We start from the raw sequence: 11,988 nt of genomic DNA on the forward strand, positions 1-11,988 counted from the left end.
GGCCCGCTCCTACAGGGGGCAGCGGTGCCTGGGCTCAGGCTTCCTTCTCGCAATTGATCATCCACGGCACCCCGAAGCGGTCTTCCACCGCGCCAAACAGCTCGGCCCAGAAGGTCTGGTCCAGCGGCATGGTGACCTTGCCGCCCTTGCCGAGGGCCTCGAAGAGACGCCGCGCCTCGGCCTTGCTGTCGACGTTGAGGGTGATCGACACGCCCTTCACCCCTTCGTACTGGCCGCACTGGGGCGAGGCATCCGAGCCCATCAGCACATGGCCGTCCACCTCCAGGCGGACATGGATGACACGGTTTTTCAGCGCCTCGGGCATGTCCTCGCAGCCCGGCGCGTCGGAGAAGCGCATCAGCGCCGGCAGCTCGGCGCGCAGTACCTCGGCGTAATAACGGAAAGCTTCTTCGCAGTTGCCGTCGAAGACCAGGTAGGCATTCATCAACATGGCGGTAGGCTCCAGATTCAGGATTTGCTGGCGATTTCGGCGCGCAGGCGTTCTTCCTGCTCACGCAGTTCCGGGGTGAACTCGGCGCCGAAGTCCTCGGCCTCGAAAATCTGCCGGATCTCGATCTCGGACTCGCCGTCGAAGGGATTGGGCGAGCGCCTGACCCAGTCGATGCACTCCTGCAGCGACGCGGTCTGCATGATCCAGAAGCCGGCGATCAGCTCCTTGGTCTCGGCGAACGGGCCGTCGATTACCTGCCGCGACGCGCCATCGAAGCGCACCCGCGCGCCCTTCACGCTGGGATGCAGGCCTTCTCCAGCCAGCATCACGCCGGCCTTCACCAGCTCCTCGTTGTAGGCTCCCATGGCGGCGAGCAACTCTTCCTTGGGCATCACCCCGGCTTCGGAGTCGGCGGTGGCTTTGACGATCACCATGAAACGCATGGTCTTTCTCCTCTTGTCATTCTCTTGTAATTGCCAGCATGGCAGCCGGTAGTTTCCGGCTCCTGACTAGTAGTCGAAGGGCGCGACGGCAGATCGACAGGCCAAGCAAAAAAATCCAGCGGAGTTGCGCGGGCTTTGAGCATAGGTCGCGCCAGGCTTAGCCGGCGGAGATATGGGAAATTTCGCTATGGACGCTCAGGACCTGCGCCCTTAGAACGTGCCGCTCAGCAAACTCCGGGCGCCCCCATGCAGGTTCAGCTCATCCCCGTCATCGAATTGTTCTACCTGGTCGACTCCGTCCCCTTGCCGCCCCACGGGCCGTACTGGGAGAACGTGGCAAGCTGGCGTGATTACCATGAGCGCAACCTGCGGGCCAACGACTTCAGCCCGCGATTGCGCCCCTACCTGCCGGGCAGCGCGTTCCATCGCATTGCCGACCTGAGCGACGCCGACATCTCGCGGCTGATCCACCTGCACTGCGCCGAGGGTCTGAAAGGCTCCGGGGACTGGCGCCAGGTTCCGCCCCTGTCCGGCGGCTATGTGCTGCGGGTCGGCGATCTCGATGTCCTGTTCCCGCAGTGCTGCAGCGACCTGGGCGACCTGCGCAGCTGGAAGCGCATCGCCGCCGGCAAGGGGGCCTACCTGTACAGCGGCCATCCCTCTCCCGACATCAACCAGCACAACCAGTCCGCCAGCTTCGACTTCAACGGGCCAGGCGAGGCCTTTACCCCGCCGCCCCCTCTGAATTCGGTCACCGTGCCGCTGTCCACGTTAACCCGCGCGGTGCAGACAGCCGACCGGGAGCTGAGAATCTTCGCCGCCCGCCTGGCGCTCCTGAACGCCAACCAGGCCATCGGCATACCCGATATCGAAACCCTGCTCATCCACGGTCACTGAAAGCCCGCTCTGGACAGCTCCGTCCACGCTCCCTAGATTCAGTCCTTTTCGCACGACACGGAGCATCGCCCCATGAGCCTGGAATCGGTTCGCGCCTTCTTCGCCGAAAAGGCCCCGGACATCGCCATCATCGAGCTGGAAACCAGCACCGCCACCGTCGCCCTGGCAGCCGAGGCCCACGGCGTGGAACCCGGCCGCATCGCCAAGACGCTGTCCCTGCGGGTCGGCGAGCGCACCGTGCTGGTGGTGGCCCGCGGCGATGCGCGGCTGGACAACCGCAAGCTCAAGGAAGCCTTCGGCGGCAAGGCCAAGATGCTCGGCGCCGAGGACGTCGTGGCACTGACCGGCCACCCGGTGGGCGGCGTCTGCCCGTTCGGCCTGGCGACACCGTTGCCGGTGTATTGCGATGTGTCTTTGCAAGCGTTCGATGAGGTGCTGCCGGCGGCCGGCGCGGTGCACAGCGCGGTGAGGATCGAGCCGCAGCGCATGGCGCAGCTGGTGGCGGCGGACTGGATCGACGTTTGCCAGGAATTGGCCTGAGCGTCGTACCGCAAAGCGGTGGCCGGCCTTGCTGGCGGATCGCGGGCATGGCCCGCTCCTACAGGGAAAGGTTGTGGTCACCAAGAACGTAGGAGCGGACTCTGTCCGCGATTGGCTTCAGCCCGCACCGAACCAAAAGGTCCTCCGCCCTGCTTCAGCACTGTTGCCCCAGCAACACTCACTCAACACTTTGCTGTTTGCCCAGCGCCTCAACTGTTGGAGAAAAACACCAAATCGTTGATTTACAAGTATTTTAAATTCCGGCACAGCTTGTGCAATGACCTGGACAGACAGGCCCGAACACCGGGCCGATTCATCTGCCCCGAGGTCGCTGTACTGCCATGTCCCAACTCCCCGAATCCGCCCACTACGACATCCGTGAGCCGAACGCCCAGGTAATCGCCTCCGACGCCGAGGCCATCGAGGTCGCCCACAAGGTCGCCGCCTTCCTGCTCGAAGGCGCCGCCGAGCGCGACCGCAACCGCGCCGTCCCGCCGGAAGTGGTCGAGGTCTACTCCAACAGCGGCCTGTGGGGCATCACGGTGCCGCGCGCCTTTGGTGGCGCCGAGGTGTCCTACGCCACGCTGGCGGAAGTCATCGCCATCATCTCCGCCGCCGACCCGTCGCTGGGGCAGATTCCGCAGAACCACTACTGCCTGCTGGAAGACATCCGCCTGCAGGGCAGCGACGAGCAGAAGCGCTTCTTCTTCGACCTCGCGCTCAAGGGCAATCGCTTCGCCAACGCACTGTCGGAAACCGGCGGCAAGACCGTGCAGGACATCCAGACCCGCCTGCGCCGCGACGGCGACCATGTCGTGCTCGCTGGCCGCAAGGGCTACTGCACCGGCTCGCTCTACGCCCATTGGCTCGGCGTGCTGGGCCTGGACGAACAGGGCAACGCCCAGCTCGCCTTCGTGCCGCGCGGCACGCCGGGTCTGGTGATCGTCGACGACTGGGCGAGCATCGGCCAGCGCACCACCTCCAGCGGCACCGTACTGGTGGAAGGTCTGCGTGTGCCGGCGTTCAACGTCTTCCCCACGCACCGCTCCTACGACGTGCCGACCCTGGCCGGCCCGTTCGCGCAGATCACCACCGCCGCCATCGACGCCGGCATCGCCCGCGCCGCGCTGCGCGACACCATCGCCTTCGTCCGCGAGCAAGCACGCCCCTGGATCGACGCCGGCGTGGAGAACGCCAGCGAAGACCCACTGACCATCATCCAGGTCGGTGAACTGGGCATCCGCATCGAGGCCGCCGACGCTCTGCTGGAGCGCGCCGGCAAGGTGATGGACGCCGCCCGCCCGGCGCCGGACGAAGACAGCGTGGCCCGCGCCTCGGTCGCCGTGGCCAAGGCCAAGGTGCTGACTACCGAGGTCGCCATCGACGCCGCCAACAAGCTGTTCGAGCTGGGCGGCACCCGCTCCACCCTCGCCCGCCACGCCCTCGACCGCCACTGGCGCAACGCCCGCGTGCACACCCTGCACGACCCCGTGCGCTGGAAGTACCACCTGGTCGGTAACTGGCTGCTCAACGACAAGCGCCCGCCGCGCCACGACTGGAACTGAGGCCATCGCCATGAGCAAGCAGATTCGCCTCAACGCCTTCGCCATGAACTGCGTCGGCCACCTGTCGCCCGGCCTCTGGCGCCACCCGCGCGACCAGCAGGCCGCGCGCTACACCGACATCCACTACTGGATCGAGCTGGCGAAAACCCTGGAACGCGGCAAGATCGACGGCCTGTTCCTGGCCGACGTGCTGGGCGTCTACGACGTCTACCACGGCAACGCCGACGCCGCGCTGAGCGCCGGCGCCCAGGTGCCGGCCAACGACCCGTTGCAGATCGTCCCGGCCATGGCCGCGGCCACCGAGCACCTGGGTTTCGGCATTACCGCGTCGGTGTCGTTCGAGCACCCGTTCCCCTTCGCCCGGCGCATGTCCACGCTGGATCACCTGACCCGTGGCCGCGCCGGCTGGAACATCGTCACCTCCTACTTGAGCAGCGGCGCGCGCAACCTGGGGCTGAAGCAGCAGCTCAACCACCAGCAGCGCTATGCCCTGGCCGAGGAATACCTGGAAGTCTGCTACAAGCTCTGGGAAGCCAGCTGGGACGATGACGCCGTGGTCGCCGACCGCAAGAGCGGGGTCTACGCCGACCCGCGCAAGGTCCACCCCATCGAGCACAAGGGCGAGCACTTCGAGGTACCCGGCTTCCACCTCAGCCAACCGTCGCCGCAGCGCACCCCGGTGCTCTACCAGGCCGGCGCGTCGAGCCGCGGCAAGGCCTTCGCCGCCGGCAATGCCGAGTGCGTGTTCGTCGCCGCGCCGACCAAACGCATTCTCCGCGACCAGGTGGCCGACCTGCGCCGCCTCGCCGTGGAGGCAGGCCGCCAGGCTAGCGACGTTCTGGTGCTGAACCAGCTCACGGTGATCGTCGCACCGACCGACGCCGAGGCGCTGGCCAAGCTGGAAGACTACCGCCAGTACAGCGACCGCGAAGGCGCCCTGGCGCTGGTTTCCGGCTGGACCGGCATCGACTTCGGCCAGTACGCGCCGGACCAGGTGTTGCGCCACGTACAGAGCGACGCCATCCAGTCCGCGGTGGACGCCTTCAGCGCTGCCGACCCGGAGCGCCAGTGGACGGCCGCCGAAATCGCCGACTACTGCGCCCTGGGCGGCGACGGCCCGCTGCTGGTGGGTTCGCCGCAGACCGTCGCGGACCAGCTGCAGGCCTGGGTCGAGGAAACCGACGTGGACGGCTTCAACCTCTCCAGCCTGGTGGCGCCGGAAACCTTCGCCGACATCGTCGACCTGCTGGTGCCGGAGCTACAAGCGCGCGGCCTGTTCAAGCGCGAGTACGAACAGGGCACGCTGCGCCACAAACTGTTCGGCCAGGGCGACCGCCTCGGCGCCTCGCACCGCGCGGCCAAGCTGCGCAGGAACGCGCCTGGATCAGGGGAAGCGTGATGGACGGCTGGTTCCGCAACCTCGACTGGCACGACCTCGGCCAGGCCTGCCTGGACACCCTTGCCATGCTCGGTGGCGCGCTGGCCTTCACCGTGTTGCTGGGCCTGCCGCTGGGCGTGTTGCTCTACCTCACCGGCAAGCGCCAGCTGCACGAGAAGCCCGGCCTGTACCGCGCCCTGTCGGTGGTGGTGAACATGCTGCGTTCGCTGCCGTTCATCATCCTGCTGATCGTGCTGATCCCGGTCACCACGCTGGTCACCGGCACCTCGCTGGGCGTGCCCGGCGCCATCCCGCCGCTGGTGGTGGGCTGCACGCCATTCTTCGCGCGGCTGGTGGAAACCGCCCTGCGCGAAGTCGATCGCGGCCTGGTGGAAGCCACCCAGGCGATGGGTGCCAGCACCTGGCAAATCATCTGGCACACCCTGCTGCCGGAAGCGCGCACCGGGCTGATCGCCGCCGTCACCGTCACCGCCATCGTGCTGGTGGACTACACGGCGATGTCCGGCGTGATCGGCGGCGGCGGCCTCGGCGACCTGGCCATCCGCTTCGGTTACCAGCGCTTCCAGACCGACGTGATGATCATCACCGTCGCCCTGCTGATCCTGCTGGTGCAGGCCCTGCAGATGAGCGGCGACCGCCTGGTGGCGCGCTACACCCGGCGCTGAATTCCCCGCCCACTCCCTCTCCGGGAGCGGCACCCAGAACACCCGCCGGCAGCCGGGCCCCGCTGCCATCAAGGCCCCACGTCCACACCACGACGGCCCACCCACTGCTGCCAAGGAGCAACACCCATGAAAAAGGCCATCGCCATTCTGGCGGCCGTCGTCGCCTTCTCCGCCCACGCGGGGGAGAAACTCGTTGTCGGCGCCACCCCGGTGCCGCACGCGGAAATTCTCGAGTTCGTCAAACCGGAACTGGCCAAGGAAGGCGTCGACCTGGACATCAAGGTCTTCACCGACTTCATCCAGCCCAACCTGCAACTCGCGCAGAAGAACCTCGACGCCAACTACTACCAGTACCGTCCGTTCCTCGATGACTTCAACAAGACCCGCCACACCGACCTGGTGCCGGTGGTGGGCATCCACATCGAGCCGTTCGGCGCCTACTCCACCAAGTACAAGTCCCTCGCCGAGCTGCCCGACGGCGCCAGCGTGGCCATCCCCAACGACCCGGTGAACACCGGCCGCGCCCTGGTGCTGCTGGCCGAGAGCGGCCTGATCAAGCTCAAGGACCCGACCAACCCGCAGTCCACCGAGCGCGACATCACCGACAACCCCCGGCACCTGAAGATCCGTGAACTCGAAGGCGCGCTGCTGGCCCGCGCGGTGAAGCAGGTGGACCTGGCGTTCATCTTCGCCAACTACGCCCTGGAAGCCGGCATCGACACCAAGAGCGCGCTGATCGTCGAGAAAGGCAAGGACCTCTACGCCGAGTTCCTCGTCGCCCGCCCGGACAACATCCAGGACCCGGGCATCCAGAAGCTGGCCAAGGTGCTGAATTCGCCGGAAGTCCGCCAGTTCATCCTGACCCGCTACAAGGGCGAGATCGCACCGGCGTTCTAAGCGCCGCCCCCTGTAGGAGCGAGCTTGCTCGCGAACCTTTCGCCCCGCAGCGGAGTTCGTTCGCGAGCAAGCTCGCTCCTACGAAAAGCCCGTGCGGTGAGGGACCACCCACGCCGTAACTCCAGCCACAAGAAGGCAATGCATGACCAACGAATCCGCACCCAAGGACCTTCGTGACCAGGCACCCCGGCTACTTCCGGCGCGCCGTATCAGCAACGACGCCCTGGCCATCGAAGCCGCCCACGAAGTGGCCCGCCTGGCGAAACCCGGAGCCGCCGCCCGCGACCGCGAGCGCGCGCTGCCCTGGAGCGAACTGGAACACTTCACCGCCCTCGGCCTGGGCGGCATCAGCATCCCCCGCGAGTACGGCGGCGCGCAGGTTTCCTACGCCACCGTGGCCGAGGTCTTCCGCGTGATCTGCGCCGCCGACCCGGCACTGGGGCAGATTCCGCAGAACCAGTTCGGCCTGCTCAACGTCATCGACAGCGTCGCCAGCGAGGCACAGAAGCGCGTGCTGTTCGGCGGCGTGCTCAACGGCCGGCGCATTGGCAATGCCGGCCCCGAGCGCAATACCCGCAACACCCTGGAACTCAAGGCGCGGCTGGTTCGCGACGGCGAACATTTCCGCGTCAGCGGCGAGAAGTTCTACTCCACCGGCGCGCTGTTCGCCCACTGGGTCGCGGTGAAAGCCATCGACGAAGAGGGCCGAGCGGTCATGGGCTTCGTCGAACGCGGCGTGGATGGCCTGCGCATCGTCGACGACTGGTCCGGCTTCGGCCAGCGCACCACCGCGAGCGGCACTGTGCTGCTGGATAACGCGCCCGTCACCGGCTCGCTGGTGATCCACAACGGTCGCCTGGCCGACGTGCCGAACATCCAGGGCGCCGTCTCGCAGCTGATCCAGGCCGCCATCGATGCCGGCATCGCGGCGAACGCCCTGGAGGACGCCATCGACTTCATCCGCACGCGCACCCGCCCCTTCATCGATGCGAACGTCGAGCAGGCCAGCGAAGAGCCCTTCACCATCGCCGAGATCGGCCGCCTGCAGGTCGAACTGCACGCCGCCGAAGCCCTGCTGGAGCGCGCCGGGCACATCCTCGATGAGGTGAGCGCACGGCCCATCGACGACGACTCCGCCGCCCGCGCCTCCATCGCCGTCGCCGAGGCCAAGGTGCTGACCACCGAGATCAGCCTGGCCGCCAGCGAGAAGCTCTTCGAGCTGGCCGGCAGCCGCGCCACCCTCGCCGAATTCAACCTCGACCGCCACTGGCGCAACGCCCGCGTGCACACCCTGCACGACCCCGTGCGCTGGAAGGTCCAGGCAGTTGGCGCCTACCACCTCAACGGCGCCCGCCCGGCGCGTCATTCCTGGATCTGAGGAGCGCCAATGAACAGCATCGTTTTGTCTAACCCAGCGCTGGCCAATCCCGTCCATATCATCCGCAGCGACGACGAAGCCCTCGACGTCGCCCGCGCCCTGGCTGCCGATTTCCGAGAGGGCGCTATCGTTCGTGACCGCGAGCGGCGCTTGCCCGTCGATGAACTGGAGCGCTTCAGCCGCTCCGGCCTGTGGGGCATCACCGTGCCGCGCGAACATGGCGGCGCGGGGGTTTCCCGCGTCACGGTGGCCCGCGTCATCGCGATCATCTCTGCCGCCGACGGCTCGCTGGGACAGATTCCGCAGAATCATTTCTACGCCGTCGAACTGCTGCGGGTGAATGGCAGCGAAGAGCAGAAGGCCCGCCTGTTCGCCGAGGTGCTGGCCGGCGTGCGCTTCGGCAATGCGCTGGCGGAAATCGGCACCCGTACCGCCCATGACCGCACCACGCGCCTCAAGCGCGAGGACGGCCGCCTGCGCATCCGCGGCCGCAAGTTCTACTGCACCGGCGCGCTCTACGCGCAACGCATCCCGACGCTGGTGATCGATGACGATGGCCTGCAGCAATTCGCCTTCATTCAGCGCGACACGCCGGGCGTCGAGATCATCGACGACTGGTCCGGCTTCGGCCAGCGCACCACCGGCAGCGGCAGCGTGGTGTTCGATGGCGCGCCGGTCAGTGAGGACGACATCGTGCCGTTCCAGAGCGCCTTCGAGCGCCCGACCACGGTCGGGCCGTTCGCGCAGATTCTCCACGCCGCCATCGACGTCGGCATCGCTCGGGGCGCCTATGAAGACGCACTGAGCTTCCTGCGGGAAAAGGCGCGGCCGTGGATCGACTCGGGGGTCGACAAGGCCAGCGATGATCCGCTGGCGATCAACGAAGTCGGCCGCCTGGCGATCCGCCTGCACGCCGCCGAAGCGCTGCTGGATCGCTCCGGCCGGGTGCTCGACGCCGCCACCGCCGAGCCGACCGCCGAAAGCGTTGCCGCCGCCTCCATCGCCGTGGCCGAGGCGCGGGCGATCACCACCGAGGTCTCGCTGCTGGCCGGAAGCAAGCTGATCGAACTGGGCGGCAGCCGCGCCAGCCTCGCCGAACTGGGCCTGGACCGCCACTGGCGCAACGCCCGTGTGCACACCCTGCACGACCCGGCGCGCTGGAAGTATTTCGCGGTGGGCAACTACTACCTCAACGGCCAACTTCCGCCGCGCCGGGGGACGCTGTGATGCCCCGCACCCTACCTGCCTTCCGTAGGAGCGGACTCCGTCCGCGATCAGCCCACACGGTGCGCCCCATCGCGGACGGAGTCCGCTCCTACGGAAGCAATCCGCAGCAGACCGGGTGGGTTTCGAGTAGGAGCGAGCTCGCTCGCGAACAGTCCGAGCGCCCGATGGTTCGCGAGCAAGCTCGCTCCTACAGGGCGGCCCCTGCCTGCAACGGTCGCAAGGATTTCCCATGAGCCAGAAACAGATCCTCCTCAACGCCTTCAGCATGAATTGCGTCGGCCACATCAACCACGGCCTGTGGACTCACCCGCGCGACCGCTCGACGGACTTCAACAAGCTCAGCCACTGGATCGACCTCGCCCGCCTGCTGGAGAAAGGCCTGTTCGACGGCCTGTTCCTGGCCGATATCCTTGGCGTCTACGACGTCTACCAGAACGGCATCGAGCTCACCGCGAAAGAAGCCATCCAGCTGCCGGTGAACGATCCCCTGATGCTGGTCTCGGCCATGGCCGGCGTTACGCAGAATCTGGGCTTCGGCGTCACCGCCAACCTCACCTACGAGGCGCCCTACCCGTTCGCCCGCAGACTGTCCACGCTGGACCATCTCAGCGACGGCCGCATCGGCTGGAACATCGTCACCGGCTACCTGGAAAGCACCGCCCGCGCCATGGGCCAGGACCGGCAGATCGACCACGACCGCCGCTATGACCGCGCCGACGAGTACCTGGAAGTGCTCTACAAACTCTGGGAAGGCAGCTGGGAAGACGACGCGGTGCTCGCCGATCGCCAGCGCCGCCTCTATGCGCAGCCGGGCAAGGTGCACAAAGTCCGCCACCACGGCGAATTCTTCGACGTCGAGGGCTACCACCTCAGCCAGCCATCGCCGCAGCGCACGCCGCTCTTGTTCCAGGCCGGCGCGTCCAATCGCGGGCTGGCCTTCGCAGCACGCCACGCCGAGTGCGTGTTCGTCTCCGCGCAGACCCGCGAGGCCACCCGCGTGCTGGTGGACCGCATCCGCCAGGCGGCGGTCGACGCAGGCCGTCGGGCGGACGACATCAAGGTGTTCATGGGCATCAACGTGATCGTCGCGCCGACCGAGGCCGAGGCCCGCGACAAGCTCGCCGAGTACCGCCGCTTCGCCAGCGCCGAGGCAGGGCTTGCGCATTTCGCCAGCACCACCGGCATCGACTTCTCGCGCTATGCGCTGGACGAACCGATTCGTTACGAAAAGACCAACGCCATCGAGTCCGCCACCAAGGCCCTGACCGTCGCCCGCACCGACGCCACCGTGCGCCAGCTGCTCGAGCAACTGGCCCTCGGCGGGCGCTACACCACGCTGGTGGGCAATCCGGTGCAGGTCGCCGATGAGCTGCTGGGCTGGATCAACGATGCCGGGCTCGATGGCTTCAACCTGACCCGCACCGTGGAGCCGGAAAGCTACGCCGACTTCATCGAATGGGTCGTGCCCGAACTGCAGAACCGCGGCGCCTACAAGACGGCCTACGCCGAGGGCCCGCTGCGGGAAAAACTCTTCGGCGCCGACCGCGCCCGACTGCCCGCGCGGCACGTCGGCGCGAGCTATCGCCAGGCAACCGCCACTGGAGCGACTCCAGCCTTCTCTCTTTAAAGGCCATCACGCCCTAAAACCCATAAGGATTCGTTGCCATGCATGCACGCTTCAAACTCACCCTCGGCCTCTCGCTGAGCCTCCTTGCCGCCGGCCTCGCCCAGGCCGCCGATACCTTGCGCCTGGGCACCACCGCCGCCTTCGCGCCGCCACTGGAAGTGGCGGTGAAGGAAGCCGCCCAGCAAGGGCTGAAGGTTGAACTGGTGGAATTCACCGACTGGAACGCGCCGAACATCACCCTCGACCACGGCGACATCGACGCCAACTACTTCCAGCACACGCCCTTCCTGGAGAACGCCAACCGCGAAGGCGGCCTGCACCTGAAGGCCTTCGCGCCGGGGATCATCAACAACGTCGGCCTGTACTCGACCCGCTACAAGGCCATCGCCGACCTGCCCGAGGGCGCCAAGGTCGCCATCGCCAACGACCCGATCAATGGTGGCCGCGGCCTGCAGCTGCTGCAGAAGGCCGGGCTGCTCAAGCTCAAGGATGGCGTGGGCTACAAGGCGACCCTGGATGACATCGTGGCCAACCCCAAGCACATCCAGATCATCGAGCTGGAAGCCGTGCAACTGGTGCGCGCACTGGACGACGTCGACCTCGCCCAGGGCTACCCGCACTACATCCGCCTGGCCGGGACCATCGATCCGAACAGCGCGCTGCTGTTCGACGGCATCGAGAACAAGGAATACGTCATCCAGTTCGTCACCCGCGATGACTACAAGGACCCGGACGGCAAGCTCAAGAAGTTCGTCGATCTCTACCAGCACTCGCCGCAGGTCCGCGCCGCGCTGGACAAGGCCCACGGCTCGCTCTACCAGCCGGGCTGGCAATAACTCCCCCGCGCCGAAATAACGCCGGCGACACGACTCACCTGTAGGAGCGCCCCATGGGCGCGA

Annotated in this window: 12 protein-coding genes; 10 read left to right on the forward strand and 2 right to left on the reverse strand. The window is 67.1% G+C overall.

Going from position 1 to position 11,988, the window contains the following annotated elements; translation table 11 throughout:
• Positions 1 to 34: 34 nt before the first annotated feature.
• Both UB43_RS02425 and UB43_RS02430 read right to left on the reverse strand, forming a co-directional pair.
• Entirely contained in the window at positions 35 to 451 is a 417-nt protein-coding gene (locus UB43_RS02425; RefSeq protein WP_045208057.1) for a VOC family protein, read from the reverse strand.
• 17 nt (positions 452 to 468) lie between these two features.
• Complete coding sequence (locus UB43_RS02430) at positions 469 to 894, reverse strand: YciI family protein (protein ID WP_045208059.1); 426 nt, start codon at positions 892 to 894, stop codon at positions 469 to 471.
• 246 nt (positions 895 to 1,140) lie between these two features.
• On the opposite strand from UB43_RS02430, the gene UB43_RS02435 reads away from it, so the two are divergent.
• From UB43_RS02435 to UB43_RS02480, 10 genes are all read left to right on the forward strand, one after another.
• The gene (locus UB43_RS02435; protein ID WP_045208061.1) at positions 1,141 to 1,791 is read left to right on the forward strand and encodes a hypothetical protein; all 651 of its coding nucleotides are present in this window, start codon (positions 1,141 to 1,143) and stop codon (positions 1,789 to 1,791) included.
• 72 nt (positions 1,792 to 1,863) lie between these two features.
• Positions 1,864 to 2,331, forward strand: a complete 468-nt coding sequence (locus UB43_RS02440) for a YbaK/EbsC family protein (protein ID WP_045208063.1) — start codon at positions 1,864 to 1,866, stop codon at positions 2,329 to 2,331.
• A 341-nt stretch (positions 2,332 to 2,672) separates the two neighbouring features.
• Positions 2,673 to 3,896, forward strand: coding sequence for an SfnB family sulfur acquisition oxidoreductase (locus UB43_RS02445; RefSeq protein ID WP_045208065.1), 1,224 nt, complete (start codon positions 2,673 to 2,675; stop codon positions 3,894 to 3,896).
• Positions 3,897 to 3,906: 10 nt separating this feature from the next.
• Positions 3,907 to 5,295 (forward strand): LLM class flavin-dependent oxidoreductase, encoded by a 1,389-nt coding sequence (locus tag UB43_RS02450; protein WP_045208067.1) that lies wholly within the window; start codon positions 3,907 to 3,909, stop codon positions 5,293 to 5,295.
• Positions 5,295 to 5,960 carry a methionine ABC transporter permease gene (locus UB43_RS02455; RefSeq protein WP_045208070.1) on the forward strand — a complete coding sequence of 222 codons (666 nt, stop codon included), beginning with the start codon at positions 5,295 to 5,297 and terminating at the stop codon, positions 5,958 to 5,960. The genes UB43_RS02450 and UB43_RS02455 overlap by 1 nt, the downstream gene beginning before the upstream one ends.
• Before the next feature lie 126 nt (positions 5,961 to 6,086).
• On the forward strand, positions 6,087 to 6,857 hold the full coding sequence (locus UB43_RS02460; protein ID WP_045208072.1) for a MetQ/NlpA family ABC transporter substrate-binding protein: 771 nt from the start codon (positions 6,087 to 6,089) through the stop codon (positions 6,855 to 6,857).
• A 142-nt stretch (positions 6,858 to 6,999) separates the two neighbouring features.
• Complete coding sequence (locus UB43_RS02465) at positions 7,000 to 8,235, forward strand: SfnB family sulfur acquisition oxidoreductase (protein ID WP_045208073.1); 1,236 nt, start codon at positions 7,000 to 7,002, stop codon at positions 8,233 to 8,235.
• 9 nt (positions 8,236 to 8,244) lie between these two features.
• Positions 8,245 to 9,462 carry an SfnB family sulfur acquisition oxidoreductase gene (locus tag UB43_RS02470; RefSeq protein ID WP_045208074.1) on the forward strand — a complete coding sequence of 406 codons (1,218 nt, stop codon included), beginning with the start codon at positions 8,245 to 8,247 and terminating at the stop codon, positions 9,460 to 9,462.
• 229 nt (positions 9,463 to 9,691) lie between these two features.
• A complete protein-coding gene (locus tag UB43_RS02475; RefSeq protein ID WP_045208077.1) occupies positions 9,692 to 11,089 on the forward strand; it encodes an LLM class flavin-dependent oxidoreductase in 1,398 nt (465 codons plus the stop codon).
• A gap of 38 nt (positions 11,090 to 11,127) precedes the next feature.
• Positions 11,128 to 11,925: a MetQ/NlpA family ABC transporter substrate-binding protein gene (locus tag UB43_RS02480; RefSeq protein ID WP_045208079.1), complete on the forward strand. Its 798-nt coding sequence runs from the start codon at positions 11,128 to 11,130 to the stop codon at positions 11,923 to 11,925.
• The last annotated feature ends 63 nt before the right edge of the window (positions 11,926 to 11,988 follow it).

The organism is Pseudomonas sp. 21, assembly GCF_000955805.1.
Taxonomy (GTDB): domain Bacteria; phylum Pseudomonadota; class Gammaproteobacteria; order Pseudomonadales; family Pseudomonadaceae; genus Pseudomonas.

Excerpts from the sequence above, each read along its gene's own strand:
- UB43_RS02425 (WP_045208057.1), bottom strand. The coding sequence starts at position 451 with ATGTTGATGAATGCCTACCTGGTCTTCGACGGCAACTGCGAAGAAGCT.
- UB43_RS02430 (WP_045208059.1), bottom strand. The coding sequence starts at position 894 with ATGCGTTTCATGGTGATCGTCAAAGCCACCGCCGACTCCGAAGCCGGG.
- UB43_RS02435 (WP_045208061.1), top strand. The coding sequence starts at position 1,141 with ATGCAGGTTCAGCTCATCCCCGTCATCGAATTGTTCTACCTGGTCGAC.
- UB43_RS02440 (WP_045208063.1), top strand. The coding sequence starts at position 1,864 with ATGAGCCTGGAATCGGTTCGCGCCTTCTTCGCCGAAAAGGCCCCGGAC.
- UB43_RS02445 (WP_045208065.1), top strand. The coding sequence starts at position 2,673 with ATGTCCCAACTCCCCGAATCCGCCCACTACGACATCCGTGAGCCGAAC.
- UB43_RS02450 (WP_045208067.1), top strand. The coding sequence starts at position 3,907 with ATGAGCAAGCAGATTCGCCTCAACGCCTTCGCCATGAACTGCGTCGGC.
- UB43_RS02455 (WP_045208070.1), top strand. The coding sequence starts at position 5,295 with ATGGACGGCTGGTTCCGCAACCTCGACTGGCACGACCTCGGCCAGGCC.
- UB43_RS02460 (WP_045208072.1), top strand. The coding sequence starts at position 6,087 with ATGAAAAAGGCCATCGCCATTCTGGCGGCCGTCGTCGCCTTCTCCGCC.
- UB43_RS02465 (WP_045208073.1), top strand. The coding sequence starts at position 7,000 with ATGACCAACGAATCCGCACCCAAGGACCTTCGTGACCAGGCACCCCGG.
- UB43_RS02470 (WP_045208074.1), top strand. The coding sequence starts at position 8,245 with ATGAACAGCATCGTTTTGTCTAACCCAGCGCTGGCCAATCCCGTCCAT.
- UB43_RS02475 (WP_045208077.1), top strand. The coding sequence starts at position 9,692 with ATGAGCCAGAAACAGATCCTCCTCAACGCCTTCAGCATGAATTGCGTC.
- UB43_RS02480 (WP_045208079.1), top strand. The coding sequence starts at position 11,128 with ATGCATGCACGCTTCAAACTCACCCTCGGCCTCTCGCTGAGCCTCCTT.